The 25,755-nt window shown below is 70.4% G+C and carries 30 protein-coding genes, 1 tRNA gene and 1 other RNA gene; 17 read left to right on the forward strand and 15 right to left on the reverse strand.

Going from position 1 to position 25,755, the window contains the following annotated elements:
• Positions 1-36 precede the first annotated feature (36 nt).
• The 5 genes from rnpB to cobC form a co-directional block, all read right to left on the reverse strand.
• Positions 37-454, reverse strand: an RNA gene (gene rnpB / locus E1P53_RS06525) — RNase P RNA component class A.
• 46 nt (positions 455-500) lie between these two features.
• Positions 501-1,196: a histidine phosphatase family protein gene (locus tag E1P53_RS06530; protein WP_006900697.1), complete on the reverse strand. Its 696-nt coding sequence runs from the start codon at positions 1,194-1,196 to the stop codon at positions 501-503.
• 3 nt (positions 1,197-1,199) lie between these two features.
• Positions 1,200-1,937, reverse strand: coding sequence for a zinc ribbon domain-containing protein (locus tag E1P53_RS06535; RefSeq protein ID WP_131733761.1), 738 nt, complete (start codon positions 1,935-1,937; stop codon positions 1,200-1,202).
• 94 nt (positions 1,938-2,031) lie between these two features.
• Entirely contained in the window at positions 2,032-3,165 is a 1,134-nt protein-coding gene (locus E1P53_RS06540) for a Nif3-like dinuclear metal center hexameric protein (RefSeq protein ID WP_131733762.1), read from the reverse strand.
• A complete protein-coding gene (gene cobC, locus E1P53_RS06545; protein WP_131733763.1) occupies positions 3,149-4,255 on the reverse strand; it encodes an Rv2231c family histidinol phosphate aminotransferase CobC in 1,107 nt (368 codons plus the stop codon). The genes E1P53_RS06540 and cobC overlap by 17 nt, the downstream gene beginning before the upstream one ends.
• 30 nt (positions 4,256-4,285) lie before the next feature.
• Here cobC and E1P53_RS06550 point away from each other — a divergent pair, with 30 nt between their 5' ends.
• A complete protein-coding gene (locus tag E1P53_RS06550; RefSeq protein WP_006900701.1) occupies positions 4,286-4,972 on the forward strand; it encodes an HAD hydrolase-like protein in 687 nt (228 codons plus the stop codon).
• Between the two features lie 51 nt (positions 4,973-5,023).
• On the forward strand, positions 5,024-5,503 hold the full coding sequence (locus E1P53_RS06555; RefSeq protein ID WP_109239118.1) for a low molecular weight protein-tyrosine-phosphatase: 480 nt from the start codon (positions 5,024-5,026) through the stop codon (positions 5,501-5,503).
• 101 nt (positions 5,504-5,604) lie between these two features.
• Here the strand turns inward: E1P53_RS06555 and E1P53_RS06560 are convergent, their stop codons facing one another.
• Positions 5,605-6,609 (reverse strand): zinc-binding metallopeptidase family protein, encoded by a 1,005-nt coding sequence (locus E1P53_RS06560; RefSeq protein WP_131733765.1) that lies wholly within the window; start codon positions 6,607-6,609, stop codon positions 5,605-5,607.
• Between the two features lie 37 nt (positions 6,610-6,646).
• Here E1P53_RS06560 and E1P53_RS06565 point away from each other — a divergent pair, with 37 nt between their 5' ends.
• Positions 6,647-7,669 carry an SURF1 family cytochrome oxidase biogenesis protein gene (locus E1P53_RS06565; RefSeq protein ID WP_181954808.1) on the forward strand — a complete coding sequence of 341 codons (1,023 nt, stop codon included), beginning with the start codon at positions 6,647-6,649 and terminating at the stop codon, positions 7,667-7,669.
• Here E1P53_RS06565 and E1P53_RS06570 read toward each other — a convergent pair.
• Positions 7,647-8,576 carry a cobalamin biosynthesis protein gene (locus tag E1P53_RS06570; protein WP_006900705.1) on the reverse strand — a complete coding sequence of 310 codons (930 nt, stop codon included), beginning with the start codon at positions 8,574-8,576 and terminating at the stop codon, positions 7,647-7,649. The two genes, E1P53_RS06565 and E1P53_RS06570, sit on opposite strands and share 23 nt — an antisense overlap.
• 117 nt (positions 8,577-8,693) lie before the next feature.
• Between E1P53_RS06570 and E1P53_RS06575 the strand changes: the two genes are divergently transcribed.
• Positions 8,694-9,515 (forward strand): spermidine synthase, encoded by an 822-nt coding sequence (locus E1P53_RS06575; protein WP_040526840.1) that lies wholly within the window; start codon positions 8,694-8,696, stop codon positions 9,513-9,515.
• A 127-nt stretch (positions 9,516-9,642) separates the two neighbouring features.
• On the forward strand, positions 9,643-11,613 hold the full coding sequence (locus E1P53_RS06580) for a protein kinase domain-containing protein (RefSeq protein ID WP_131733767.1): 1,971 nt from the start codon (positions 9,643-9,645) through the stop codon (positions 11,611-11,613).
• Here E1P53_RS06580 and E1P53_RS06585 read toward each other — a convergent pair.
• The 3 genes from E1P53_RS06585 to E1P53_RS06595 all read right to left on the reverse strand — a co-directional run bounded on the left by E1P53_RS06585 (position 11,610) and on the right by E1P53_RS06595 (position 14,737).
• Positions 11,610-12,434, reverse strand: a complete 825-nt coding sequence (locus tag E1P53_RS06585; RefSeq protein WP_131733768.1) for a maleylpyruvate isomerase family mycothiol-dependent enzyme — start codon at positions 12,432-12,434, stop codon at positions 11,610-11,612. The two genes, E1P53_RS06580 and E1P53_RS06585, sit on opposite strands and share 4 nt — an antisense overlap.
• 115 nt (positions 12,435-12,549) lie before the next feature.
• Positions 12,550-13,239 carry a helix-turn-helix transcriptional regulator gene (locus E1P53_RS06590; protein ID WP_006900709.1) on the reverse strand — a complete coding sequence of 230 codons (690 nt, stop codon included), beginning with the start codon at positions 13,237-13,239 and terminating at the stop codon, positions 12,550-12,552.
• A gap of 82 nt (positions 13,240-13,321) precedes the next feature.
• Positions 13,322-14,737, reverse strand: coding sequence for an amidase (locus E1P53_RS06595; RefSeq protein WP_131733769.1), 1,416 nt, complete (start codon positions 14,735-14,737; stop codon positions 13,322-13,324).
• A 189-nt stretch (positions 14,738-14,926) separates the two neighbouring features.
• On the opposite strand from E1P53_RS06595, the gene E1P53_RS06600 reads away from it, so the two are divergent.
• From E1P53_RS06600 to E1P53_RS06620, 5 genes are all read left to right on the forward strand, one after another.
• Positions 14,927-16,534, forward strand: a complete 1,608-nt coding sequence (locus E1P53_RS06600) for a serine/threonine-protein kinase (RefSeq protein WP_131733770.1) — start codon at positions 14,927-14,929, stop codon at positions 16,532-16,534.
• A 60-nt stretch (positions 16,535-16,594) separates the two neighbouring features.
• Positions 16,595-17,596, forward strand: a complete 1,002-nt coding sequence (locus tag E1P53_RS06605) for a helix-turn-helix transcriptional regulator (RefSeq protein ID WP_131733771.1) — start codon at positions 16,595-16,597, stop codon at positions 17,594-17,596.
• 46 nt (positions 17,597-17,642) lie between these two features.
• Positions 17,643-18,719 (forward strand): NAD(P)H-binding protein, encoded by a 1,077-nt coding sequence (locus tag E1P53_RS06610; protein WP_131733772.1) that lies wholly within the window; start codon positions 17,643-17,645, stop codon positions 18,717-18,719.
• Between the two features lie 66 nt (positions 18,720-18,785).
• A complete protein-coding gene (locus tag E1P53_RS06615) occupies positions 18,786-19,493 on the forward strand; it encodes a CPBP family intramembrane glutamic endopeptidase (RefSeq protein ID WP_131733773.1) in 708 nt (235 codons plus the stop codon).
• Between the two features lie 172 nt (positions 19,494-19,665).
• Positions 19,666-19,740, forward strand: a tRNA-Val gene (locus E1P53_RS06620).
• Positions 19,741-19,750: 10 nt separating this feature from the next.
• Here the strand turns inward: E1P53_RS06620 and E1P53_RS06625 are convergent.
• Together E1P53_RS06625 and E1P53_RS06630 are read right to left on the reverse strand one after the other, a co-directional pair.
• Positions 19,751-20,203, reverse strand: coding sequence for a hypothetical protein (locus E1P53_RS06625; RefSeq protein WP_131733774.1), 453 nt, complete (start codon positions 20,201-20,203; stop codon positions 19,751-19,753).
• Positions 20,196-20,834, reverse strand: a complete 639-nt coding sequence (locus E1P53_RS06630) for an RNA polymerase sigma factor (RefSeq protein WP_131733775.1) — start codon at positions 20,832-20,834, stop codon at positions 20,196-20,198. Before E1P53_RS06630 ends, E1P53_RS06625 begins: the two co-directional genes overlap by 8 nt.
• Positions 20,835-20,947: 113 nt before the next feature.
• Between E1P53_RS06630 and E1P53_RS06635 the strand changes: the two genes are divergently transcribed.
• Genes E1P53_RS06635 through E1P53_RS06665 form a run of 7 tightly spaced genes read left to right on the forward strand, consistent with a single transcriptional unit; the run spans position 20,948 to position 23,773 of the window.
• A complete protein-coding gene (locus E1P53_RS06635) occupies positions 20,948-21,451 on the forward strand; it encodes an Asp23/Gls24 family envelope stress response protein (RefSeq protein ID WP_131733776.1) in 504 nt (167 codons plus the stop codon).
• A complete protein-coding gene (locus E1P53_RS06640) occupies positions 21,448-21,786 on the forward strand; it encodes an Asp23/Gls24 family envelope stress response protein (RefSeq protein ID WP_131733777.1) in 339 nt (112 codons plus the stop codon). Before E1P53_RS06635 ends, E1P53_RS06640 begins: the two co-directional genes overlap by 4 nt.
• A 6-nt stretch (positions 21,787-21,792) precedes the next feature.
• Entirely contained in the window at positions 21,793-21,972 is a 180-nt protein-coding gene (locus E1P53_RS06645; RefSeq protein WP_131733778.1) for a DUF2273 domain-containing protein, read from the forward strand.
• A gap of 1 nt (position 21,973) precedes the next feature.
• A complete protein-coding gene (locus E1P53_RS06650; RefSeq protein WP_131733849.1) occupies positions 21,974-22,414 on the forward strand; it encodes an Asp23/Gls24 family envelope stress response protein in 441 nt (146 codons plus the stop codon).
• Positions 22,411-22,983, forward strand: a complete 573-nt coding sequence (locus tag E1P53_RS06655) for a DUF6286 domain-containing protein (protein WP_230823304.1) — start codon at positions 22,411-22,413, stop codon at positions 22,981-22,983. The genes E1P53_RS06650 and E1P53_RS06655 overlap by 4 nt, the downstream gene beginning before the upstream one ends.
• 35 nt (positions 22,984-23,018) lie before the next feature.
• On the forward strand, positions 23,019-23,528 hold the full coding sequence (locus E1P53_RS06660) for an Asp23/Gls24 family envelope stress response protein (protein ID WP_230823430.1): 510 nt from the start codon (positions 23,019-23,021) through the stop codon (positions 23,526-23,528).
• 47 nt (positions 23,529-23,575) lie between these two features.
• Positions 23,576-23,773 (forward strand): CsbD family protein, encoded by a 198-nt coding sequence (locus E1P53_RS06665; RefSeq protein WP_131733780.1) that lies wholly within the window; start codon positions 23,576-23,578, stop codon positions 23,771-23,773.
• A gap of 88 nt (positions 23,774-23,861) precedes the next feature.
• Here E1P53_RS06665 and E1P53_RS06670 read toward each other — a convergent pair whose 3' ends face one another.
• The 3 genes from E1P53_RS06670 to E1P53_RS06680 all read right to left on the reverse strand — a co-directional run bounded on the left by E1P53_RS06670 (position 23,862) and on the right by E1P53_RS06680 (position 25,605).
• Complete coding sequence (locus E1P53_RS06670) at positions 23,862-24,344, reverse strand: peroxiredoxin (RefSeq protein WP_109237296.1); 483 nt, start codon at positions 24,342-24,344, stop codon at positions 23,862-23,864.
• The gene (locus E1P53_RS06675; RefSeq protein WP_006902394.1) at positions 24,341-24,769 is read right to left on the reverse strand and encodes a DUF3052 domain-containing protein; all 429 of its coding nucleotides are present in this window, start codon (positions 24,767-24,769) and stop codon (positions 24,341-24,343) included. The genes E1P53_RS06670 and E1P53_RS06675 overlap by 4 nt, the downstream gene beginning before the upstream one ends.
• 197 nt (positions 24,770-24,966) lie before the next feature.
• Positions 24,967-25,605: an Rv2240c family protein gene (locus tag E1P53_RS06680; RefSeq protein WP_131733781.1), complete on the reverse strand. Its 639-nt coding sequence runs from the start codon at positions 25,603-25,605 to the stop codon at positions 24,967-24,969.
• Positions 25,606-25,755: the final 150 nt, after the last annotated feature.

Consider the following 25,755-nt stretch of genomic DNA (forward strand, 5'->3'; position numbering starts at 1 on the left):
GGTGGCGCCTGACGACCGCAGAACACTGCTCGGAGGCGAACGAGCCGGCACGTAAGCCGGATCCTGTACCCGCGCGACCACTCGGTCGTCGCGGGCGGCGACCATCCATCTGGGCACACCGTCGCCGGGTACCTCGAGCGGCCCACCCGCGGGCTGGGGCGAGCAGCCCTCGTGACGCCCGCGCACACGCACCGCGAGGTGCGTGCTTCGGCCTTGCTCCGGGTGGGGTTTACCTAGCCGACGCGGTCACCCGCGCCGCTGGTGCGCTCTTACCGCACCGTTTCACCCTTACCGGCCTCGCGGCCGGCGGTCTGTTCTCTGTGGCACTGTCCCGCGGGTCACCCCGGGTTGCCGTTAGCAACCACCCTGCTCTGTGGAGTCCGGACTTTCCTCGATGCGCGGCGTGACGGCATGTGCCGCCCGTTCCGCCCACCGCGGCCGCCCGGCCGACTCGTTCGCGTCCTCAGGATACGGCAGACGGCCGGCGGCTCGTGCGCGGCTCAGCGCCAGTGCTGCGCGTCGTTGACGAGTCTCACCACGGACCCGCCGTCGGGGAAGAACTCGGCGATGGAGACCGAGGCGAGATCGAGGTGGAGCCGGAACAGCAGTTCCGGTCCGACGCCCAGCGCCTCGCGCAGCATCAGCTTGATCGGGGTCACGTGCGAGACGAGCACGACCGTCTGCCCCGGATAGCGTTGCAGCAGATCCGCTTTCGTCTCCGCCACACGCTCGGCGACCTGCGCGAAGCTCTCCCCGCCGGGCGCCGGCACCGTGATGTCGGACAGCCACCGGCGATGGACGTCGGGATGCCTCTCGGCGGCCTCGGTGAAGGTCAGGCCCTCCCACTCGCCGAAGTCGTTCTCGATGAGCCCGGCGTGTTCGACGACGTCGACGCCGGTCAGCGCCGCAACCTCCTCGGCCGTCGCGCGCGCCCGGCTCAGCGGCGAGGTGACGATCGCGGAGATGCCGTCCTCGCGGGCCACCCGCTGCGCCGCCGCACGCGCCTGGCGCAGACCTTCCTCGGTCAGCTCCGGGTTGCCGCGCCCGGAGTAGCGCCGCTCCACCGAGAGCGGGGTCTGGCCGTGACGGAGCAGGATGAACCTCGTCGGCGCGCTGCGCTGCCCCTGCCAGCTGGGTGCCTTACCGCTCGGGGTCGCCGCGTCGGCGTTGCCCTTCTCCGCGCTGTTCGCGGTCAAGGCTCAGATCCCGGATTCGGCGGTGCGCACCAGGATCGCGCCGCACTCCTCGCACCGGATGACCTCGTCGGACAACGCCGCGCTGATCTGCGCGATGGTGCCGCGGTCGAGCTCCATCCGGCACGCGCCACAGCGACGGGCGCGCAGGAGTCCGGCCCCGATTCGGCCGTTGGCGCGCTGCTTCTCGTAAATCGCCAGCAGGTCCGGGGCGATCTCGGCGGCCTGGCCCTCGCGACGTTCCCGGACGTGCGCCAGATCCTCGTCGATGGTCGCGAGGGACTTCTCGCGGCTCTCGTTCAGCGCGGCGAGCTTCTCCTCGAGGTGCGCGATGGTCGCCGACGCGCGGTTGCGCTCGGCCTCCACGGCCTCCTGCTGCTCCATGAGCGACAGCATCTCGTCCTCGAGGAGCGCCTTGCGGCGTCCGAGGCTGTTGAGCTCGTGCTGCAGCTCCGTCAGGGCCTTGGGGGCCAGACCGCCCGAGGCGAGGAGCTTGGCGTCCTTGGCCTCGCGATCGGTCATGCCCTTGACCTCCGACTCGATGCGGCGGTACTCGCGCCCGAGGTCCTCGGCGGAGATCTCCGCGCGCACCAGGTCGTCGCGGGCGGCGTCGATCGACTTGCCGATCTCGGCGATCTCGGCGTCCTCGGGAAGGTTCTTGCGGCGATGCTCGAGTCGGTTGATCTCGGCATCGGAGTCCGCGAGATCGAGCAGCAGTCGCTGCACACCGGCGTCGACTTTCATTGCGGCCTCCTGTCTCTGAAGTCCCCTAACCGTACGCGGGTGGTCACCGCGTCCCGGCGGGCGGGTTTGTTGTCTTCTCGGCTGCGCTCCCGCATCACCCGAGGCTGTGGACGACGAACGGATCGGTCGGTTCGCCGAAGACCTGGACCTCCACGCCGAGCTCGTCGGCGAGCAGTTGCGCGACCTGCGCGCACCACGGGAACTCGGTCGCCCAGTGTCCGGCGTCGACGAGGGCGGGACCGCCCACGCGCAGGCTCTCGTCGACGGGATGGTGGCGCAGATCGCCGGTCAGGTAGACGTCGACGCCGAGGCCCCGCACACGCCCGAGGAGCGAGTCGCCGGCACCGCCGCACACCGCGACCGTGCGGACGAGCGCGTCGGGATCGCCGGCGGCGCGCACACCCCACGGGGTGCGCAGCACCCGCGCGGCCTTCGCGGTGAAGTCGCGCAGCGACATCGGCTCGGCGAGTGTGCCGACGCGGCCCAGCCCGAGGTCGCTGTCGAGATCGGCGAGTTCGAGGACGTCGAACGCCGGCTCCTCGTAGGGGTGCGCGTGGCGCAGCGCCTGCAGGACCTTCGCGCGGATGGACCGGTCGGCGACCATCTCGATCCGCGCCTCGTCGACGTGGGTGCGCATCCCGATGTCGCCGATCGCCGGCGACGCGTTCTCCTGCGGCTCGAACTGCCCGGTGCCCACCACCGACCACATGCAGTCGCGGTAGTCCCCGACCTCGCCCGCACCGGCGGCGAACATCGCCTCGCTGACCTGCTCGACATTGCCCTCCGGCACCATGACGACCCACTTGTCGATCGGCGCAAGCGATTTCGGCTCGATGGGCACGGTGTCGATCACGCCGAGGAGGTCGGCGAGCGCGTCGGAGACGCCGGGGCGGGCGCGGTCGGCGTTGGTGTGGGCGGAGAGCAGCGCGATGCCGTTGCGGATCAATCGGTGCACGATGCGTCCCTTGGCGGTGTCGGCGGCCACCGTGGTGACGCCGCGCATCAGCAGCGGGTGATGGGCGACGATCATGTCGGCCCGGCCGGCGATCGCCGCGTCGACCACCGCATCGGTGACGTCGACGCAGGTGAGCACGCGCTCCACCCGCTCCTGGCGGTCGCCGCAGACGAGGCCGACGGCGTCCCAGGACTCGGCGAGCGCCGGCGGATACGCGCGTTCGACGACGTCGGCCACCAGGCCGACGGTCACGAGCTCAAGCGAGTGACCCATTCCCCATCTCCTCCGTTACCTGTCCGATCGCTGCGGTCAGCGCGCGAACCTGTTCTGCGGGACGCACAGCCAACCGTAGGTGACCGTCGCCGAGTCCCACGAAGTTCGCGCAACCGCGCACCGCGAAGCCGTGTTCGACGAGCCTCCGCTTGACCTCCGTCGCCCGCGGGACCTCGACGAGGACGAACGGCGCGGCGGGTGTCGCCGCCACGCGCAGTCCGACGCGGGCGAGCTCGTCGAGCATCAGCGCCCGCTCGGCGGCCACCGTCTGCGCCTGCGCCGCGCAGTATGCGTGCCCCTGCTCCCCCAGGCACGCGGTCAGCGCGGCCAGCGCCGGCGTCGACAGCGCCCAGGGTCGTCGTCCCGCCGACAGTCGCCCCAGCACGTCGGGTGCGGCGAGCAGATACCCGGCCCGCAATCCGGCCAGGCCGAACGTCTTTGTCACGCTTCGGATCACGATCAGGTCCGGCCAGTCGCACGAGGCGAGCGACTCCGGCTCCGGACGGCCGTCGGCGCCGAGTGTCAGGTCGGCGAACGCCTCGTCGACGACGATGAGGCGGCCGGGCCGGCGCAGCGCCTCGATCGCCGCGCGCGGATGCAGCACCGACGTCGGGTTGGTGGGGTTGCCCAGGACGACGAGGTCGGCGTCGTCCGGCACGCCGTCGCCCGTCCCGGCGCCGAGCGACCACGGCGCGGCCAGCGTCACCTGCGTGATCGGCACTCCCGCGGCACGCAGCGAGATCTCCGGTTCGGTGAACGACGGCTGGATCAGGGCCGCATGCCGGACCCCGAGGCGGGGCAGCATCTCGAATCCGTCCGCGGCACCGGACAGCAGCAGCACGTGTTCGGCGGGACGGCCGTGGGAGGCCGCGATCGCCTCGATCGCGCGCTGTTCGTCGGCGACCGACGGATAGCGCGACAGATCCCCGATCCCGGCCCGCACCGCGTCGAGGACGAAGGCGGGCGGCGTGCCGCGGACGTTCACCGCGAAGTCGATCAGACCGGGTATCGCGTCCCGATCGCCGTGCCGGTCCGGGGCCCGCAGGTCGGACGCCCCGAACGCCGGCTCCGCGCCACACCCAACTGTCATGACCATCGACCTTACGTGCACCATGGACGGGTGCTGACGCCGCCGGATCCCCGCCATCCCGACACCGTTCTGCTGCTCGACCTCGACGGCACCATCACCGACAGCTTCGCCGGTATCGCCAACAGCTTCCGGCATGCGCTCGCCGCGGTCGGCGCCCCCGAACCGGACCCGGAGGTCGTCGCGGGCGTCGTCGGACCGCCGATGATCGACACGCTCGACGCCCTGGGCCTCGCCCCGGAGGTCGCCGAGGAGGCGATGCGCGCCTACCGCGCGCGCTACACCGAGGTGGGCTGGCTGGAGAACTCGGTGTTCGACGGGATGGACGCCGTCCTGGCCGATCTCTCGGCCGCCGGCCGGACCATGGCGGTCGCGACGTCGAAGAACCAGACCACGGCGCGCCGCATCCTGGACCATTTCGGACTCGCCGGCCACTTCGAGTACATCGCCGGGGCCAGCGACGACAACACCCGGCGGCACAAGTCCGACGTGATCGCCCACGCAGTTTCTGAACTGGGCATCCCGGTCGATCCGGACACCGGTCACGTCACCTCGCCGGTCGTGATGATCGGCGACCGGAGCCACGACGTGCACGGTGCGGGGGCCTTCGGCATCCCGGCGATCCTGGTCGGATGGGGCTACGCTCTGCACGGGGAGGAACGCGACGCCGCCTGGTCGGTGGCGTCCACCGCCGAATTGCGCGACATCCTGGGCGTGTGAGGCACGACCGGGACCACACCCGACGCGTCGGCATGGCGATCTGAGGTAGCAGTGGCTGAAGAACTACACGTGTGTTTCGTGTGCACCGGCAACATCTGCCGGTCGCCGATGGCGCAGAACATCTTCCGGGCGGCACTCGACGACGCCGGGCTCGGCGGAAAGGTGCGCGTGACGAGTTGCGGCGTCGCCGCGTATCACGTCGGCGAACCCGCCGACAACCGGGCGCGAACAGAACTGGTGGCGGGCGGATACTCCGACGCGCACGTGGCCGCGGTGCTCGGACCCGAGCATTTCGACGCCGACCTGTTCGTCGCGGCGGACTCCGGGCACGTCCGCGAACTCGTCCGCAAGCGACTCGGCGACCGCACGCGCCTCTTGCGGTCCTTCGATCCGACGGTCTCCGAGGACGAGCTGGATCTGCTCGACCCCTACTACGGCGGAGTGGACGACTTCGTCGCCACGCGCGAGCAGATCGAGAGCGCCGTTCCCGGCCTGCTGGCCTGGGTCCGCGAGCAGCTCGGCATCGACTGAACCCGGCCTCCGACGGCCCCGGCCTCCGACGGCCCCGGCCTCCCACGACCTCGGCACCCGCCGGCCCGGACGATGGGTGCCGCGGGCTCGACCGGTCCTGGTCAGTCGATGGGTGCGACCAGGTTGTGCACAAACCGGATCTTGTCGAGAACCGGCTGCGGCAGCACGAACGGGTAGAGGTCCTGGTGCCCCATCGACCGGTTGATCTGGTTCAGCGCCCACGTCAGCGGCAGCCACTCGCCGATGATGCGGTCGAAGCCCACGTCCCCCGGCGGGACGCTGTCGTAGGTCGTGCCGGACGGGGCCATGGCGAACGCCGCCGCGGTGTCGAGGGTGTCGCGGATGTGCAGGTAGTGGGCGAACGTCTCGGCGAAGTCCTCGGCCGGGTGCATCGTGGCGTAGGACGAGACGTAGTTCTGACGCCAGCCCGCGGGCGCGCCCTCGTTGTAGTGCCGGTCGAGCGCGGCCTGGTAGTCGTCGTCGGGGTTGCCGAAGAGCTCCTCGAAGGCCGGCCGCCGCTCGTCGGTGATGAGGACGAGCTGGTAGTAGTGACCGATCTCGTGGCGGAAGTGCCCTAGGACCGTGCGGTACGGCTCGTCGAGGTCGACGCGCAGCTGCTCCCGATGCACGTCGTCACCCTCGGCGAGGTCGAGGGTGATCACGCCGTTGGCGTGCCCGGTGATGACGTTCTCCTCCGCGCTCGAGAGCAGGTCGAAGGCGAGACCGGTCTGCGGGTTGTCCTCCCGGCTCTCGATGGGCAGGCCGAGTTCGTCGAGTTCGAGCACCAGTCGCCGCTTGGCCGATTCGGCCTGCCCGAACGCGGCCAGTGCCTCGGTGTCGTCGTCGGCGGGACGGGTCCGGGTGAGCCGGCACGATTCGCACAGTTCCGGGTGGCCGGTCCACTTCACCAGCCAATTGCACTGGGCCACCTTGTTGTTGGTGCACCGCTCCAGCAGCACGCCGTCGACCTCGGCGCGCCCCTGGTCGTCGAGGACGTGGATGGAGCGTGACTCCAGCCAGAATCCCAGCGCGCTGTCGCAGTTCAGACACAGGCTGTTCTCGAAAGAGAGGCGCTGGCCACAGTTCAGGCAGACGAAGTCTCGCATTTCAGCCACCGTACCCGCGATCGGTAACCTGGGCATCGTGCACGTACTGCGAACAATCCTCCGACCTGGGTGGATCGCCCTCGGGATCGTGGTCGTGGCGTTCGCAGTGGCCTGCTTCACGCTCCTCGCGCCGTGGCAGCTCGGCAAGAACACCGACACCGAGCGCCGCAACGACCTGATCCGCACGGCCACCTCGCTGGAGACGGCGCCGATCGACGACGTCGCCCCGGGGTCTGCCTTCGACCCGGAGACCGAGTGGCGTGAGGTCTCGGTGACCGGTCGCTACCTGGAGGACCGGCAGGCCCTGGTCCGGCTGCGCAACGTCAAGGAGCGCCCGGCCATCGAGGTGCTCACCCCGTTCGCGGTGAGTGGTTCCGATCGCGTGGTCCTGGTGAACCGGGGCTTCGTGCGTCCCACCGAGGGCGCGGTGCCCGACATCCCTCCGCCGCCCGCCGGCGAGGTGACGATCGCCGGACGCATCCGCGCGGCCGAGAGCGTCAGCAATGACCGCGGCGCAGGCGATCAGGACGGCGTGCTCACCGTCCCGTCGATCAACCCGGGCCTGGTCGGCGGTGCCACCGGCACGAAGCTCGACGAGTTCTACCTGCAGTTGTCGAAGGACCAGCCGGGCGCGCTCGGCGAGATCGAACTGCCCCACCTCGACAGCGGCCCCTACCTCTCCTACGGGCTGCAGTGGCTCGCATTCGGCATCATGGCGCCGCTGGGCGTGGGCTACTTCCTCTGGGCGGAGATCAAGGCGCGACGCCGGGCCGCGGAGGCGTCCGCACCGGAGTCCTCGGAACCCCGCAGCGGCGGTACCGCCGAGCAGACCGCGGGCGCCGAGTCGCCCGACGAGGCCCACGCGGCCGCCGCCGTCGTTCGGACCCCCACGCCGACGAAGGGCGCCCCGGAGTCCCGGGCCGAACGCAAGCGCCGCATGCGTGAGGAACTGCGCGCGGCCGCCGGAGCGTCGGTCACCCGTCAGGTGGGCCAGATCGGGCAGGGTCCGACGAGCGAGGAGTCGGCGAGCGACAAGCTCAGCCGGCGCTACGGCGGCTGAGAACGGCCCGTGCCAGGCACCCGGCGACGCACACCGCCGCCGTTGTCCGCTGCACCCGCCGCGACAACTCGACCGCGGCACGCAGATCGGCCGGGCGCGGCGCGGGCCCCCGCCCCAGCGCCGGACGCATCTCGACGCCGTGCGGGTAGACGGTCCGCCCCCCGAGCTGCACGCCGAGCGCCCCGGCGAAGGAGGCCTCGACGACGCCCGCGTTGGGGCTCGGGTGCGCCGAGGCGTCCCGACGCCACGCGTCGAGCGTCCGGCGCGGCCGGCCCGACGCCGCGACGATCACCGCGCCCGCGAGTCGCGCGGGCAGGTGGTTGGCGAGATCGTCGAGTCGCGCCGCCGCCCAGCCGAAGTCGCGATAGCGCTCGTTGCGGTAGCCGATCATGGCGTCGAGCGTGTTGACCGCGCGATAGGCGAGGACCCCGGGAACGCCTGCGACGGCGCCCCAGAAGAGCGGGCCGACGGTGGCGTCGGAGGTGTTCTCGGCGATGGATTCGAGGGCCGCGCGCGCGATCCCGTCCTCGTCGAGTGAGTTCGGGTCCCGCCCGCAGAGGCTCGGGACCAGAGCGCGGGCCGCGTCGACGTCGCCTGCGTCGAGTGCGTCGGCGACCTCGTCCCCGACCCGGCACAGCGAGGTCCCGCCCAACGCGACCCACGTCGCCGCGGCGGTGGCCGCGGCCCGGCCGACCGACCCAGGCGGGGTCAGGGTCGCCGACCCGACGACGACCGATCCCACTGCGACGGCGACGAGACGCGCACCGGCCTCGCGGGAGTCCGCGTACATCCGATCCTCGAGGAAACCCGCGAACCGGCCGAAGCCGGCCACCGGATGCCCGCGGGACGGGTCGCCGAACGCCTCGTCGAGGAGATACCCGGCCGCCAGGCCGATGGCGGTAACCACCGCGCGCCCGGTCCGGCGCCGCCCGGCGTCTCGTGGTCGCTTCCTGTCTCGGGGCACCGCGCGATGGTATCGACCGCGCGTCGTGGCCGTGCGGAGGCCGTGCCACACTTGACCCCCGTGGCCAGGTCATCCGCGGAACCATCCCCCGGGCGGTACGACATCGACACCGGTGTCGCCGAACTCGCGCGCGACCCCTTCGCCGGCGGCTGGTTGCTGACCGTGAACGGCGCGCACAGCTCGCACATCGACCCCGACGACCCGACGGTCCTGGACTTCGAGTACCTGCGACAGATGGCCGCGGTGATCGCCGAACGCCACGACCGGTCCGACCGGCTCCGCGTCCTTCATCTCGGCGGCGCGGCGTGCGCGCTCGCCCGCTACCTCGACCACGAGTATCCCGACGCGCGGCAGGTCGCGGTGGAGATCGACGCCGAGCTCGCCCGGCTCGTCCGGGAGTGGTTCGACCTCCCCCGCGCCCCCAGGCTGCGCATCCGGGTGGGCGACGCCCGCGAGGTGGTCACCTCGCTGCAACCCGGCACCCGGGAGGTGGTGGTGCGCGACGCGTTCAGCGGCGACCGCACCCCGGCCCATCTCACGACCCGCGAGTTCACGGCCGCGGTCAAGGAGGTCCTGGTGCCGGGAGGCCTGTACCTGGCCAACTGCGGCGACGGCCGCGACCTCGCCGGAGCCCGTGCCGAGGCGGCCACCGTGGCGTCGGTCTTCGAGAACCTGATGCTCATCGCCGACGCCGCGATGTTCAAGGGGCGCCGCACCGGCAACATCGTGATCGTCGGCAGCGACGCCCCGCTCGAACCGTCGTCGCACCTGGTCCGGACGCTACTCAGCGACCCGCTGCCCGCCCAGGTCCTCGCCGGCGCCAAGGCCCGCGACTTCGCGCGCGGTCCCGAACTCACCGACTCCGACTCCGCCGCACGTTAGGGTCCTCCCGCTCCGGGCACGAGCGTGCCGCGTGCTCGGTGCACGAACCCCGCACTCCACTCGTTAGGGTGGTCACGACGGCCGCCGGGGGCTGCAGAGTCGACTGCTGCCAGGGAACGAGGATCACGTGACGGAGCCATCGTCGAGAGCGGGCACCACGCTGGGCCCGTACCGCATCGACAGACTGCTGGGCCGCGGCGGCATGGGCGAGGTGTACGAGGCCTACGACACCGTCCGGGAGCGTCGCGTCGCGCTGAAGCTGCTTCCTCCGCACCTGGTGCACGACAAGGACTTCCGCGAGCGCTTCGAACGCGAGTCGAAGACCGCGGCGCGACTGTCCGATCCCCACGTCATCCCGATCCACGACTGGGGCGAGATCGACGGGGTCCTGTTCATCGACATGAGACTCGTCGACGGCCGCGACCTGCGCAGGGTTCTCGAGTCCGGGACGCTCGCCCCCGAGCGTGCCCTCGACATCCTCGGACAGGTGGCCTCCGCGCTCGACGCCGCGCACCGCGACGGCCTGGTGCACCGCGACATCAAACCCGACAACGTCCTGGTCGACGCCGACGACTTCGCCTACCTCGTCGACTTCGGGATCGCGCAGGGCGCCACCGACAGTCGCCTGACCCAGACCGGCACCGCGCTCGGCACGCTCGCCTACATGGCGCCGGAACGGTTCGGCGACCAGCCGGCCGGGCCGTCGTCGGACGACTACGCGCTGGCCTGCGTGCTGTTCGAGTGCATCCACGGACAGACCCCGTTCCCGGCCAGGACCGATCAGGGGCTGATGACGGCGCACCTCACCAAGGCGCCGCCACAGACCGGCGGCCCGCTCGACCCGGTCTTCGCACGGGCACTGGCGAAAGACCCGGCACAGCGGTACGACTCCGCCCGCGAGTTCATCCGGGCCGCCAAGGACGCTCTGGCCGCGGGCCCGGCGCCGCGGCCTGCGTCACCGGAGACCCGGGTGGCCAGCCCCCGGCCCCTGCCCCCGACCACCCCGGCGTACACCCCGCCGCCGTCGGTCACGCCACCGCCCGGCGCGCCCGCCCGCGGATCGCAGTCCGGTCCCCAGGCCGGGCCGTCGTACGGCTCCGGGCCGTCGTACGGCTCCGGGCCGTCGTACGGCTCCGGGCCGCACCACGGCTCGGGTCCCCGCCACGATCCGGCGCAGGGCAACCCCTCCGTGCCGAACACCTCGGGACCGCACGCCCACTCGCACGGCGGACCCCGGTACCCCGCGCCGGCACAGGCGGACCCCTATGCGTCGGTGCCCCCGCACCTGTCCGGACCCCACGCCGGTCCGGGGGGACAGTGGGGCTCCGCCCCCACCCCGGCGGGGACGAAGACGCATCGCAACATCGTGTTCGCCGTGCTCGCCGGCGTGGTGGTGATCGCACTCGCGGTGACGGGCGTCGTGGTGGCGCTGTCGGGCTCCGGCGACGATCCGCGGCCGCCCGCGCCGTCGTCGACGGCGATGCCCGCCGGCACGGTGGAGTGCACGTACCCGTCCCGGTCCGCGGTCGGCGGGGTGGAGGTGCCGCCTCCCGCGTCCGCGCAGCCGAACACCGGCACCGTCGACGTGGAGGTCCCGATCGCCGCGCAGGGCACGATCGGCATGACCCTCGACCGCGCCGACGCCCCGTGCAACGTCGGCGCGATGGTCTCGCTCATCGAGTCCGGTTTCTACGACGGCAGCAAGTGCCACCGCGCGTCGGACAAATACCTGATCTGCGGCTCGTCGGCAGGCCAGGAAGGCACCAACCCCGGCTGGACGAGTCCCGACGAGCTGCCGACGAACCTGCGCACGACCGGCACCGAGAAGGGCGTCCCCACGGTCGTCTACCCGCGCGGCACCGTCGCCATCCTCGATTTGCCCGACGACGGCGGCGCCACCGGCTCGACCACGTTCTTCATGCTCGCCAAAGACACCATCCTGCCGCTCAGCTACTCGATCGTCGGCACCATGGACACCGCCGGACTCGCGGTGCTCGACACGATCCTCGCCGACGGGTTCACCCCGTCGCGCCCGGGCGCGCAATCGGGCCCGCCCAACCAGAACCTGCTGATCCAGAAGGTCCGGATCAGCGACTAGATGACGTAGTTCATCCGCGTCAGGATCGCCTGTGCGAGTGCCGAATCCCCGTCGACCTCCACTGCCGACGGATCGGCGTCGCGGCGCCCGCCGGCGCAGCGCGCGAGGTTGACCGCGTCGATGCGCAACCGGACGTCGGCCGACGCGTCACCGCCGTCGAACTCCTCGACGAGACCGGCGCGGTCGGCGACGGCGATCCGCACCACGCGCGGCGACAGCCCGGTGATGTCGAAGACGACCTTGCTGCCCTTCGGCGCGCCGGCGCGCTTGCCGACGACGAACGGCAGCGACGCGGTGATCTCGTCGAGCGCCCACGCGGCCGGGACGGGATCGGTCGGCAGCGTGCCGTCGGTGGCATCGCGCAGGTCGATCTCGTGCATCCAGCAGTCGAAGACGCGAATGCGCATGAAGCGGCCGTATGTGTCGGGGCCCGCGGGGGTGAGCGCCTCGGCCTCGAAGTCGTTCTGCGACATCGCGTTCAGCGCCGCGGTGCGCACCCTGACGATCTCGTCGAGTGCGGCCAGCACCTCGGACCTCGACTTCGGGCGGAAGTGCTCGACCCACTTCTCGTTCAGCTCGCCGATCGGGTTGCGCACGTGCTCGAGCGCGCTGATGGTCGGCGACGCCGCCACGTCGCGGCCGTCGAGCATCGACTCGGTGCCGATGATGTGCGCGACGACGTCGGCGTTGGTCCACCCCGGCAGCACCGAGGGCGCCGACCACTGCTCGTCGCCCAGTCCGGCCGCGACCTCGGCGATCGTCGCCCACTCGGCCACGAGCGCCTCGGTGAGTTCGGCCTTCGGCAGGATCGTTGTCGGCATGTGCGTGCTCCTCGCGATCTCATCGCCCGGCGAGATCCGGACCGGGACAACATTAGCGCTCCGAACGTCCGTCGATCGGCACGTCGCGGATCCGGCCGGGTCGGCTGCGGCCCGGTCAGATGAGACCGAGTTGCGTCGCCCGCACGGCGGCGCTCACCCGGCTGGAGGTGCCGAGCTTGTCGAGGATGTGCTCGACGTGCCGGTTGACCGTGCTCCGCGAGATGAACAGGCGCTGGGCGATGTCGGCGTTGGACATCCCGTCGGCCACCAGCGCGAGGACGTCGAGTTCGCGCGGCGTCAACGCGATCCGCTGCTGTTCCATGATCTGGTCGACGAGGCCGCCGGTCAGTCCGCGGACCTCGGCGAGCAGCGCACGCAGCCAGTCCGGGAAGACGCTCTGCCGCACGCTCACGTGGATGGCCCCGACCACCTCGCCGGTGCCCGCGACCAGGGCGACCGAGGAGCCCTCGTCGAAACCGGCAGGAGCCAGAACGGATCTCACCGTGTATGACGAGCGGTACGACTCGACGTCGCGCCAGGTCAGCACCCGCTCGGGATGAGACTGCACGACCGCCATGCCGGGATCGCGACGCACGAAGTCGGTGAGCAGGTAGTCCAGCGTCCGGTCGTCGTAGCCGGAACTCGAGAGCACCACGTGGCGCTGCGTCTCGGGATCGACCCGTGTCACGGCAGCGGCGGCGGCGTCGAGACGACCGGTCACGAAACGGGTCAGGCCGTCGATCCGGTCGCCCGGACCACCCTCGGTCACGGCCGGGAGCAGCCCTTCCAGAAGCATCGTCGCCATGGACAGATCCTAGTGGCGGGCGGGGCCGGAAGTCTCGGAAAACCTCCTGATGATCAGGGACATCCGACCCCGCCCGTGGCCGTCAGAGGGAGGGCACCTCGTGCGCCCACGGACGCACGCGCTCGAGGTTCGCCGCGGCGCGCAGCACCGCCGCGTCGTCGTGCAGGCGACCTGCGATCTGCAGACCGACCGGACGCCCGTCCGAGGTGAAGCCGGCCGGCACGGAGATGGCCGGGGTCGTCATCATGTTGAAGGGGTAGGTCAGCAGCCAGCCGAGCAACTGCGAGCGCAGCGATTCACCCTGCAGCCGTTCCGGCGCGAACTGGCCGAGCGGGAAGGTCGCCTCCGCCAGGGTCGGGGTGATGAGCAGGTCGTACTCCCCCATGAACTGGTTGAAGGTGTCCCACATCTGTCCGCGGAACGCGTCGGCACGTCCGACGTCGACGCCGGTCAGGCGCTCGGCCTCCCGCAACAGCGCGACGAGCTCGTCGTCGACCTGTCCCTTCCACTGATCCCACTCGAGCATGTCGTACTCGGCGGCGAAGCCCGGGACCCAGATCCCGTTCCACATCGCCTCCTCGGGGTTCCCCCAGGCCGGTGTCGCCTCCTCCACCGTCGCGCCGAGCTCCTCGAACACCTCGACGGCCTGTTTGCAGATCGCGAGCACCTCGGGATCGACCACGGCGAACCCCAGGTCCGGCGACCACGCGATCTTCCAGCCCTTCACGTCCTTGCGCGTCTCGGCCACCCAGTCGGTGTCGGCGGCGGGCAGGCTCAGCGGATCGGCGGAGTCCGGACCGGCCATCACCGACAGCATCAGCGCGTTGTCCTCGACGGTGCGGGTGATCGGCCCGTGGTAGGCCCAGTGGTAGTAGCGGCCGCCGAGGATCGTCTGCGGGATACGGCCGGTCGACGGCTTCAGCCCGACCACACCGCAGAGCGAGGCGGGAATGCGCACCGAACCCGCGCCGTCGCTGCCCTCGGCGAGCGGACCGAGACCGGCGGCCACTGCGGCCGCGGCACCACCGCTCGAGCCGCCTGCGCTGTGCCCGGGCTTCCATGGGTTGTGCGTCGGGCCGAACAGGTGGTTGTCGGTGTTGCCGTAGTAGCCGCTCTCCGGGGTGTTCGTCTTGCCGAGGAACAGGCCACCGGCGGCCTTCAGCCGCGACACCACGACCGCGTCGGCCTCGGCGATGTTGTCCTTGAGCGGCACCATGCCGAAGGTCAGGGGCCTGCCCTTGACCGCGGTGAGGTCCTTGATGGTGAACGGCACCCCGTGCAAGGGACCGAGCGGCTCGCCCTTGGCCACCTGGTCGGTGAGCGCGGCCGCGTCGGCGAGCACCTGCTCGCGATCGAAGTCGATGATCGCGTTGACCGACGGGTTCACCGCGTCGACGCGGGCCACCGCGGCTTCGGCGACCTCGGTCGGAGACACCTCCCTCGACGAGATCCGTTGTGCGAGTTCGACTGCTGTCAGGTATGCGAATGAATCGGTCATGGGCCGACACTAGGTCGGGTGTGACGCAGGCCACCATTGGTCAGATAACCCATTCTCGCGGGGACCCGTACCCGCCGGGACCGCTCGCGCGACACATCGGCGCGGGGTCGTGACACGTTCGGATGAACCCGGGACCGCCGTCGCGTGGTTGCGCCGCCGATCACCGGAGGAAGACCTAGATTGAGGGGCGTGTCAGATTTCGACCTCAGCGGCACGCGCCTCGGCCCCTACTCGATCGACGAGCTCATCGGCCGCGGCGGGATGGGCGAGGTCTACCGCGCCACCGACACGTGCAAGGGCCGGGTCGTCGCCCTGAAGCTCCTCAGCCCGGCGATCGCCGGCGATCCCGCCGCCCGTGACCGGTTCCTGCGCGAATCGAGGGTCGCCGCGCAACTGAACGACCCCCATGTCATCCCGATCCACGACTGGGGCGAGATCGGCGGCCGGCTGTTCATCGACATGCGACTGGTCGACGGTCGGGACCTGCGCACCCTGCTCGCCGACACCGGGCCGCTGCCCGCCGAGCGTGCCCTGAAGATCGTCGGGCAGATCGCCGACGCCCTCGACGCCGCCCATCGCAGCGGGCTCTGCCACCGGGACGTGAAGCCCGACAACATCCTCGTCGACGACCGGGACTTCGCGTACCTGGTGGATTTCGGCCTCGCGCAAGCGGATACGGACACCCGTCTCACCAGCACCGGCACCGCGATCGGGTCGTTCGGCTACATGGCGCCGGAACGGTTCGGCTCGGGCACGGTCGGGGCACCCGCCGACATCTACGCCCTGGGCTGCGTGCTGTTCGAGTGTCTCTCCGGCGTGCCCCCGTTCGCGTCGGCCACCACGATCGAACGCCTCATCACGGCTCACCTCACGGCGCCTCCCCCGCGCCTCGGGGCGGCCGTCGACGATGTGATCGCGCGGGGGATGGCCAAGGACCCGGCGGAGCGGCCGCCGTCCGCCGGGACGCTCGTCGCCGAGGCCGAGGCGGCGCTGCGCGCCGACCCTCTTCACGGGCCTCCCGCCATCGCGCCCGCCGCGCCGACGGCCGCCCCGCCGGTCCCGGAACCACCCACGGTCGTGCCGCCGGGCGGCACGCGGCCGATGGCGTCTCCTGTGCCCACCGGTCCCCAGGCGATCGGCCCCTCCGGTCCGCAGTGGGATCCGACGATCGCCGCGGCGGGGTGGCAACCGCCCGCTCCCCCGCGCCGACGCTCACCGGCCATCCCGATCGCGGTCGCCACCATCGTCGTCCTGATGGTCTGCGTCGGTGTCCTCGGCTGGGCCATCCTGACCTCCGACGACGAGGAGGCGACGACTGCCGCCGGTTCGTCGTCGACCCCCGTCCAGACCGCCACACCCCCCGCTCCCGTGCCGCCGCCGGTGCAGACCACGACGCCGGTTCCCGCGCCGCCGCCCGCCACCCGGGCACCCGCCCCCACGACGCAGGCGCCGTCGGGGCGCGGTCCCGGCGACCTCGGATTGTCCGTCCCGATCACGCGGCCGCCGTGCGACGGCACCGGCATCGTCGTGGTCGGCAACGCGACCTCGCCGGGCGCGTACCCAGCGGAGGTGCAGGCGTTCCTCGACCGCTTCCCCGGCGCGAGCTATCTCCGCACCGACCAGTCCTGCCCGTCGTTGCGACAGCGCAGCGACGAGAGCAACCCGATCTACGCGGTGTACTACGTGGCCGGGCCGACGCTCGGCGACATCTGCACCCTCCGCAACCGGATCGGCGGCGACGCCTACGGCAAGTGGCTCGACACCACGTCGGACCCGACATCCTACATCACCTGCTGAACTCGCACAGAACCGCGGACAAGGACAGAAACCGTCCTCGTTCTGCGGCACGATGGCCTCATGTTGGAGACCTCCGCCCGGTTGCTCGCGCTCCTGTCGTTGCTGCAGCAACGTCGCGAGTGGTCGGGCAGGGAGCTCGCCGACCGCCTCGAGATCACCACCCGCACGGTCCGCCGCGACGTCGGGAAGCTGCGTGACCTCGGCTATCCGATAGAAGCCGACGTCGGCGTGCGCGGCGGGTACCGGCTCGGCGCCGGCGCGGAGATGCCGCCCCTGCTGCTCGACGACCAGGAGGTCCTCGCCGTCGCGCTCGGCCTCGACGCGGTGACCACCGGTCCGGTCGCCGACATGGCCGAGGCCTCGGCGGGCGCTCTCGCCAAGCTGCGGCAGGTCATGCCGTCCCGGTTGCGGCATCGCCTCGACGCACTGCGCATCGAGGCCGTTCCCCGAGAGGCACCGGCCACCGCTGTCTCCGCCGAGCGCCTCACCGAGATCGCCACCGCCTGCCATCGGCACGAGCGGCTGCGGTTCGACTACCGCCGCGACGACGGCGACGAGAGCCGGCGCGAGATCGAGCCGTATCGCCTGGTGCGCAACGGAAACCGGTGGTATCTGGTCGGTTTCGACATCGGCCGCGACGACTGGCGGTCCTTCCGCGTCGATCGGATGGAACCGCGGACCCCCACCGGGCCGCGGTTCACCCCGCGGGAACTCCCGGCGGGCGGTGCCGCGGCGTTCGTCGCGCGCGGACTGGGCGCAGTGCACCAGCGAGCCGCCGCTCGCATCCGCGTCCACGCCCCGCTCGACGAGATCGCACCGATGGTCCACGAGTCCTGGGGAACCCTCGAAACCGGCGACACGGAATCCGGCGAGGCCGGCTGTGTCGTCGCCGTCCACGGCTCGTCGTTCGCCACCATCGCCCGTTGGTTGTATCTGTTCGACGCCGATTTCACCGTCCTCGAACCCGAAGAACTGCGCGACGAACTCGCCGCCGTCGCCGAGTACCACGCTCGGATCGCCGCGCGGTACCGGCGCGCGATCACCGCACGATCTGACCGCTGACCTGCGCAGACGACCCGACCCGGGATTCTTCTCTACGGTCGGAGGGATGAGGCTACTGATCACGGGGGCAACCGGGTACGTGGGTTCCCGGCTGGTGTGCGCACTTCTGAAGAAGGGCCACGACGTCGTCGTGACCTCGCGAGACCCACGACGACTCGACCGGTTCAGCTGGTCGTCGAGGGTGACGAAGGTGGCGATGGACGCCGACGACGCGTCGTCGGTGAAGCGAGCGATGGCCGAGGCGGGAGCGATCGACGCGGTCTACTACCTCGTCCACGGCATCGGCCAGGCCGACTTCGCCAACGGCGACCGCGACGCCGCCCGCAACGTCGCCGAGGCCGCACGTGACGCCGGCGTCGGCCGCATCATCTATCTCGGCGGCTTCGTCCCGGCCGACGACGAGCTGTCGTCGCACCTGCAGAGCCGTGCCGACGTCGCCGAGGGCCTGACCGTCGAGGACGGGCCGGAACTGGTGTGGCTGCGGGCCGCGGTGATCATCGGCGCCGGTTCGACGTCGTTCGAGATCATCAGGTACATGGCCGATCGCCTGCCGGTGATCCCCGAGCCGGCATGGATCGTCAACGAGATGGACCCGATCTCCATCCGCGACGCGATCCACTATCTGGTCGCGTCGTGCGAATCATCGCTGCCGCCGGGCGAATACGACATCTCCGGCCCCGATCACGCCCGCTACATCTCGATCCTGCACGAGTACATCTCCGCGGTCCGCTTCCCCCGGCTGCGTCTGCCGGTCTACGGCGTCAGCACGCGTCTGGCCGGGCGTCTCGGCGGCCGGTTCGTCCCGGTGCCGTCGTCGCTCACCGAGGAGCTGGTGACGTCGCTCAACCATCCGATGACGGCCTCCGAGCACAGGATTCGGGATCTTATCCCGCCGCCGGAGGGCGGCCTGACCCCGATGCGCGACGCGGTGCGGGCGTCGGTCCACTCCCCGTCCCCGCGTCCGGTGTGCGATCTCGACGACCTGCACCATCTCGCCGTCACCGACCCCGCGTGGGCCGGCGGCGATCTCCTCCGCGCGAAGCGCGCCATCGGCGAGACGATCGGTGGCACGCTGCGGATGTCGGCGCGGATCGCCGGAACACTCCTGCCCAGCCGTGGATGAACGATTCACGGCCCCTACGCCTCGACCGCTCGCCCCGCGTGGCGACCCCGACCTAGGTGGTGATGAGTGCTGGTGACGACACTGGCGCGCGACCTGTACAACTCGATAGCCAGGGACCGCGACCCCGACCCGGGGGCCGACTCGGTCCGGCGTCGCTGGATCGTCGGCCTGTTCCTGGTCATCGGCGCGGTGATGCTCGCCGTCTCGCTGCGGGTGGCACCCGGCGACGCGGCGTTCTACCCGCTGACCATCGGCATGGCCGTCGTGTGGACCGTGGGCGCCTTCGCCTCCGGCCCGCTGAGGCTGGGCTCCTACAGCCCGGTCGCCACCCGGTCTCCCGACCGTCTCGGCGCGGCCGGACTCGGCGTGGTGACCGGCCTCGCGGTGGGCGGGGCCTTCGTGGTCGGCGCGCTGGTGGCCCGCATGATCCCCGGCGTCAGCGACCTCGCGAACCAGGTGCTCGCGTTCGCCGACTACGGCAGCCTGGCCGTCGTCACCGCGATCACCCTCGTCAACGGCCTCGCCGAGGAGTTGTTCTTCCGCGGCTCGGTCTACTCCGCCGCCCGGCCCCACAACCCGGTGCTGGTGTCGACGGTGATCTACGTGCTGGTGACCATGGCCAGCGGCAACGTGATGCTCGGTTTCGCCGGCGCCATCCTCGGCACCGTCTGCGCGATCCTGCGCCGTAGCACCGCCGGGGTCCTCGCACCGGCGATCACCCACGTCATCTGGGGCGCCATCATGGTGCTCGCCCTGCCGCCGATCTTCGCGTGAACTCTTCTGGGGCGTCTGGTGCCGGTATGCGGGTCCAGGTGCCGCATCCGGCCGAGTCCGGGCCGTGTCGCCGCAGCCTCCGGCCGCGTCGCGACGTGAGAGGGAGCGGTTTTGGGCGATCGCCGTCGACCCGCTAGATTCGTTGTCGCGAGTGTCGCCGACGACGCTCCACGCGCGTATAGCTCAGCGGTAGAGCTCTGGTCTTACACACCAGCGGTCAGGGGTTCGAATCCCTTTGCGCGCACCAACCTGCAGCGTCAGCCACCCAGCCATTCCCGGGTGTAGACATCCTGCCATCGCACCGCGATGTTCCGACGCGCCTCGGCACTGGCGTCGACCCCGATCGTGTCGACGAGAATGTCGTCCACGATGTCGCGAACCCGATCCGACAGCTCGATGAGATCGTCAGCGTAGCGCGCGACGAGCCCCACCCGGAGTCCGGTGACCGCATCCCCGACGCCGTCGACCGAGACGAACACCACCAGGCGCCCGAGCCCGCGCCGAGTCCGGATTGCGATCAGTTGCTTGATGATCGCGTCGCTGATCTTGATGCGCTGATCGTCGGTGGCCAGCGCACGTGCGGACCGCCGAATCCTGTTGAGTCCGGCGGAGATCGACGCGATCAGCCGCTCGATGTCGTTCTGCGGTTCGGCGAGCTGACGGGCGGCCTCGACGAGCCAGGCGTCGGTCAGATCATACGACTCAGGCATGAACCTCTCCTCCCCGCTCGTCGATGCTCTGTGTCGGTGTGCGTCCACCAGGATCCCACGGAGACAGGCGGGTATGCAGGAACTTTCGACTCCGCTGCAGGTGGCCGCGGACCGAGCCCGTGCTGATCCGCAGGACCTGGGAGATCTCCACGAGTGTCAGCCCCTCCACTTCTTTCAACCACCACGCCGCCCGCGAGGTCGTCGGCAGGTGGTCGAGTTCGGCACGAAGCGCGTCGATCAACTCCTGCCGCTCGGCTTCGTCCGAAGGGATCGGACCCGTTGCCTCGAGTTCGGCAAAGTGTTCGTGTTCGAACGGCACATCCCTACGCCGACGGTGGTGGTCGACCGCCCTGCGGTGTGCGATCGAGAACACCCACGTCCGGAAGCTACTTCGGAACGCGAAGTCCGGCAGCCCCTTCCATGCGTAGAGCAGTGTTTCCTGAGTGAGATCCTCGGCCGTCTGGGCGTCGCCCACCATTCGTCGTAGGTAACCCGCCAGTGCCGGGGTCACCCTTCGGATCAGTACCCCGAATGCCTCCATGTCGCCGACTGCGGCGGCCCCGGCGAGTTCGTCATCGCCGAGTTCCCCGAGATCGAGCGACCGGCTGTGAGCCGAATCACCCAAAGTCATGCGTGCAACTCCCCCCGTCCCTACCGACTGACCTTACAGACGGACGCACGCGACCCTTGCGATAGCGCATCGGCGTGGTCCGTGCAGCAGAAACACGACCGAAGGAGATCGACATGCCTGCCAACTCCACCGCACCGGCCAACGAAAACATCTCGACCAAGGACGCACCGAGCACGGACTCCGCCACCGACGCGACCACCGGTCGGGCCCTCGCACGGCGGGACAGCTCGGGTGACCGCGGACGCACCTCGATCGCCGACATCGTCGTCGCCAAGGTCGCCGGCATCGCGGCCCGGGAGATCGATGGCGTTCACGACCTCGGCGGCACTACCGAACGCGTTGTCGGCAAGGTGCGCGACGTCCTGCCCGGCACCTCGGTGAGCACCACCCAGGGCATCGAGGTCGAGGTCGGCGAGCGTCAGGCCGCCGTGGACGTCTCGATCGTCGCCGAGTACGGCGTCGCGATCCACCAGCTGGCCGCCGCCATCCGTCGGAATGTGATCACCGCGATCGAGCAGATGACCGGCCTGGAGGTGACCGAGGTCAACGTCACCGTCCACGACATCGCGTTCGGCGACGATGACCAGCAGGTCAATGACGCGCCCCGGGTCCAGTGACGCCCGCAGACCTTCCCGACGCGCGCCCCGACCACCAACCAAAGCGTGAGCTCGTCGACGAAGTGGCCGAGGCCGTTCTCGCCGTGCCCGGCGTGACCGGACTCCACGGCGGTCTTCTCGGCGAGGTCGCCACTTACCTGCCCGGTCGCCGGGTCGCCGGGATCGCCCTCGACGACGAGGCGGGCGAGATCCACATCGTTGCCGACCTGACCCACGATCTGCGGTCCGTCGCGGCAACTGTGCGTGACACCGCCGAGCAACTCGCAGGTCGCACATTCACGGTGATCGTGGAAGACATCACCACAGATCCCACGCCTAACACCGAAAGAAGGTGACGCCCCGTGAACAACGCGCTCATCGGGATGTTCGTCGGACTGTTCCTCGCACTTGCCCTGATCGCCGGTGGCATCAGTGGATTGCTGGCGGCTCTGGCGTTCGGTGCGGTCGGTTTGCTCCTCGGACTCAACCGCGACGGCACCGTGGACCTGGGTGCCCTGCTCCGGAGCAGGGGACGTGGCTGAGATGACGGCCTCCGCCGAGCCCGCCGGCACCCTCACGATCGAGGACCGCGTCGTCGAACAGATCGCCGCGCGCGCGGTCCTCGACATCCCAGATGTCACACGACGTCAGGGCACCGTCGGATCATTGCTCGGTTCGACGGCGGGGCGGTCGGCCATCGGCTCCGACCTCCCCCGCGCAACCCTGCGGTCATCGGGTTCGGCACGTCGGATCTCGCTGGAGATCGCCCTCGAATGGCCTTGCGCGGTCGCCGATGTGAGTCGTCGATCGCGCGACCATGTCGCCGACGAGGTCGAAAGACTCACCGGCACAAGGCCTGTACGAGTGGATGTCACCGTCCGCCAACTGCTACCCCGAGACGAGGTGCAACGCCGCAAGAGCGGGTTCATCGATCTCCCGGCGACGCCAGCGGAACCGATGACCGAAAGCGAGGTGGCATCGTGACATCGACCGAATCCGGCCGGGACGGCGCCGAGCCCACCGAGCGCGTCTTCACTCCCGCCGGGCATCCCGGATCGGCCGTCGCCGGGGCCATGGTGGGCGTCGCGCTCATCGCACTGTGCGCGACGGCGATCCGCGACGTCGCGGTGCGGGCGGACTGGCTGAACGGTCGCGAATGGTCGATCTCGGCAGCCGAATGGATCGCCGACCTCTCCTGGCAGGACTGGATGTGGCCCGCGGCCATGGGTCTCGTCGGCATCGGACTGCTGTTGTTGTGGGTCGCGATCAAACCGCGACGACGATCACACCTGCCGCTGGCCACCCCGCACCTGTGGACCCGCGCCGGGGATGTCGCCCGGCAGTGCAGTGCCGCAGTGGCTGAACTGCCCGGTGTCTACGACGCCGACACGATCGTCACGCGTCGCAAAGTGAAGTCCACCGTCCATGGGCGTTCCGCGGTCGCGGACCGCGAGCGGATAGCCGCGACCCTCACCGACGTCGTCTCGGTCCTCGAGTCACCGCCCCGAGTCGTGGTCCGACTTCGACTTCGAGACTCCAGGAGGATCGGATGAACCGACTGCCCGCGGTCTTACACCGTGTGACCGTGATGATCGTCGCACTCGCCATGATCGCCGTTGGCGGCGGCGCCATCGCGTGGCGCATGGGGGCGCACCCCGTTGACGAATGGATCGACCGAGTCGACCAAACCGCTTTCTCGCGGGCGGTTGAGCAGCAATGGTGGATCTGGGTGCTGATCGCCACGACGGTCATCGCGCTGGGTTGGGGAGTGCTGTTGCTGTCCACCAACATTGCACCTCGCGCGGTTGACGACGTCCGGCTGGCGGGCTCGGACGAGGCCGGAACGCTCACGATAGCGCCGAAACTGATCGCTTCGGCCGTGGCCGACGAACTCGAGGGCAACCCCCTGTTCCAGAAGGTGTCCGCCAAGGCCATCGACGACCGCGCCCGCAGAATCATCCGGGTGGTCGTCACTGCACGGCCGAATCGGACCTATGCCGAGATCTGTGGCCCGGTCGATCGGGCGACGGACTCGATCGTCGCCGCACTGGGCGAATCGGACGTCCATGTGCAGGGATTCATCCACCTCGAGAAATGACCGCTACGGACAACGACCGAACAAAGTCAAGAGAAGGAGAGAAGAAAATGGGATTCAGCGACAAGATCAACAACAAGACCGAGGACCTCACCGGCAAGGCCAAGGAAGCCGCAGGCGACGTCACCGGCGACGACCAACTGAAGAACGAGGGCAAGGGCGACCAACTCTCGGCAGCTGTCAAAGACGGTGCCGAGAAGGTCAAGGACGCCGCTTCGAACATCAAGGACAAGCTGACCGGAAACTGACCCCGGGGATGCGAGTGCCGGGCCACCTTCGGGTGGCCCGGCATGTTTCACTGCCCCGACCCGCGCGCACCGCGTCTCGAGCTACGGATCAGCCGATCGAACCGAGCGCCTTGTCCCACACGTCGGCACCGCGCATCTCACCCGGGCCGACCATGTCGGCGAAGACGATGGTCCCCTCGCGGTTCACCAGGAAGGTGCCGCGGTTGGCGTAGCCGCGCTCCTCGTTGAACACCCCGTAGGCCCGGGCGACCTCTCCGTGCGGCCAGAAGTCCGACAGCAGCGGGAACAGGAACCCCTGAGCCGACGCCCACACCTTGTGCGTGGGCGACGGCCCGACGGAGATCGTCACGGTGGTGACGTCGTCGTTGAAGAACTGCGGCTGCTGGTCGCGGATGTAGCCCAGCTCGCCCTGGCAGGTGCCGGTGAAGGCGAGCGGGTAGAACACAACGAGCACGTTGCGATCGGCGCGCAGCGACGACAGGGAGACGAGCTGGTTGTTCTGGTCCCGCAACTCGAAGTCAGGGGCGCGGTCGCCGACCTTCAGCGGGCCTGCGGGCACGGCATCGCTCATGCCTTCTTGCCCGCGCGCGCCTTGGGCTGCACGAGTCGTGCCGCCGACCAGTCTCCGAGGCTGATCGCCGAGGTCTGGGTCAGACCTGCGGTCGGGGCGGCCTCGGCGATCTCGCTCGGGTCGACATATCCGGGGCGGCCGGTCTTCGGCGAGAGAACCCAGATGTAACCGTCCTCGGCGAGCGGGCCGATGGCGTCCATCAGCGCGTCCACGAGGTCGCCGTCCCCGTCGCGCCACCAGAGGACGACCACGTCGATGACGTCGTCGGCGTCCTCGTCGAGCATCTCGCCGTCGATCGCGTCCTCGATGTCAGCCCGGAGATCGTCGTCGGTGTCCTCATCCCAGCCGAGTTCCTGCACGACCAATCCGGCCTTCAGGCCCAGTTTCTGGGCATTGCTGCCGGTACCGTCTGTGGCGGCTACCACCGCGCGTGACCTCCTGAGGGTGATGGGACGTTGGGTTCGTCGCCGGTTGGTGCGTCGTCGTGTCCGTCACCGGACGCCAACTCGCCTGTCAGCATAGGCAACAGCCTAAAGCCTCACATTACGAGGCGACCCACGTCAGGGATTTCGGGCGTTTCCCCGCCCCGAATCCGCGCTGCGATCGACGCACCCGCGGCGGCTCAGCGCCCCGCGGTCGTCGGCACGGGCGCGCTCGTGCCCGGGGGCCGGTTCGGCGCCTGCGACCGCGGTGTGGCCGACGAGGCGGCCGGCAACGGCGTGTAGGCGGCGCACGCCTCGAGCAGTCGCTGCTTGTCGCGCGTCCACTGCCCGGCCACCGGGTTGAGTTCGGTGCGCTGCTGCCTGCGGATCGCGTTCTCCAGCCGCGCGGTCGTCTCCAGGAAGGTGCGCGCCGGTGTGGCGACATCGCGCGGCGCGGTCTCGGTGATCTTCGGCCGGATCTGGTCTGCGCCGGCGATCAGGCTCGCGCGCGCCTTCTCGTCGAGATCCCCCACCGCCGGATACGAGTGCGTGGCGTTGAGGCGGTCGACGAAGGCGTTGTACCCGCGCACCATCACGACCATCGACGACATCGATTCCCGGCACAGTTCGACGCCCTCGGCGCGGACGGCCGCAGCGGCCGAGGCCGACAACTCCGACCGGTAGGCGGCCACCTCTCCCGGCGCCGGCGAGCCGGAACCGGAGACCGTGGACGAACACGCCGCCAGCACCATCCCCCCGAATGCGATGCCGATCGTCACGCGCGTGCGAGCCCCCCGATGTCCCTCTCGGCCGGGCGAGACCTCCCATGTGCCCAGCATGATCCCCCTACTCGTCAGTAGCCCCGAGCGGACGCCGCGACAGGCGTCGCGGTCGGGTCAGCTTACAGAGATGTACCCGGTGCCAACAGAACTCACATGGGGCACGATGTGGAGTGACACCGCACGACAAAGGAGTTGCGGTGTCGTACA

It is taken from the genome of Gordonia paraffinivorans (assembly GCF_900683595.1).
GTDB classification, from domain to species: Bacteria; Actinomycetota; Actinomycetes; order Mycobacteriales; family Mycobacteriaceae; genus Gordonia; species Gordonia paraffinivorans.

Bases quoted from the DNA above. Each gene is read 5' to 3' on its own strand.
- E1P53_RS06535 (WP_131733761.1), bottom strand. From the start codon at position 1,937: ATGAAAGTCGACGCCGGTGTGCAGCGACTGCTGCTCGATCTCGCGGAC.
- E1P53_RS06540 (WP_131733762.1), bottom strand. From the start codon at position 3,165: ATGGGTCACTCGCTTGAGCTCGTGACCGTCGGCCTGGTGGCCGACGTC.
- cobC (WP_131733763.1), bottom strand. From the start codon at position 4,255: ATGACAGTTGGGTGTGGCGCGGAGCCGGCGTTCGGGGCGTCCGACCTG.
- E1P53_RS06560 (WP_131733765.1), bottom strand. From the start codon at position 6,609: ATGCGAGACTTCGTCTGCCTGAACTGTGGCCAGCGCCTCTCTTTCGAG.
- E1P53_RS06585 (WP_131733768.1), bottom strand. From the start codon at position 12,434: ATGCCGACAACGATCCTGCCGAAGGCCGAACTCACCGAGGCGCTCGTG.
- E1P53_RS06590 (WP_006900709.1), bottom strand. From the start codon at position 13,239: ATGGCGACGATGCTTCTGGAAGGGCTGCTCCCGGCCGTGACCGAGGGT.
- E1P53_RS06595 (WP_131733769.1), bottom strand. From the start codon at position 14,737: ATGACCGATTCATTCGCATACCTGACAGCAGTCGAACTCGCACAACGG.
- E1P53_RS06605 (WP_131733771.1), top strand. From the start codon at position 16,595: ATGTTGGAGACCTCCGCCCGGTTGCTCGCGCTCCTGTCGTTGCTGCAG.
- E1P53_RS06610 (WP_131733772.1), top strand. From the start codon at position 17,643: ATGAGGCTACTGATCACGGGGGCAACCGGGTACGTGGGTTCCCGGCTG.
- E1P53_RS06625 (WP_131733774.1), bottom strand. From the start codon at position 20,203: ATGCCTGAGTCGTATGATCTGACCGACGCCTGGCTCGTCGAGGCCGCC.
- E1P53_RS06630 (WP_131733775.1), bottom strand. From the start codon at position 20,834: ATGACTTTGGGTGATTCGGCTCACAGCCGGTCGCTCGATCTCGGGGAA.
- E1P53_RS06635 (WP_131733776.1), top strand. From the start codon at position 20,948: ATGCCTGCCAACTCCACCGCACCGGCCAACGAAAACATCTCGACCAAG.
- E1P53_RS06650 (WP_131733849.1), top strand. From the start codon at position 21,974: ATGACGGCCTCCGCCGAGCCCGCCGGCACCCTCACGATCGAGGACCGC.
- E1P53_RS06660 (WP_230823430.1), top strand. From the start codon at position 23,019: ATGATCGTCGCACTCGCCATGATCGCCGTTGGCGGCGGCGCCATCGCG.
- E1P53_RS06665 (WP_131733780.1), top strand. From the start codon at position 23,576: ATGGGATTCAGCGACAAGATCAACAACAAGACCGAGGACCTCACCGGC.
- E1P53_RS06670 (WP_109237296.1), bottom strand. From the start codon at position 24,344: ATGAGCGATGCCGTGCCCGCAGGCCCGCTGAAGGTCGGCGACCGCGCC.
- E1P53_RS06680 (WP_131733781.1), bottom strand. From the start codon at position 25,605: ATGCTGGGCACATGGGAGGTCTCGCCCGGCCGAGAGGGACATCGGGGG.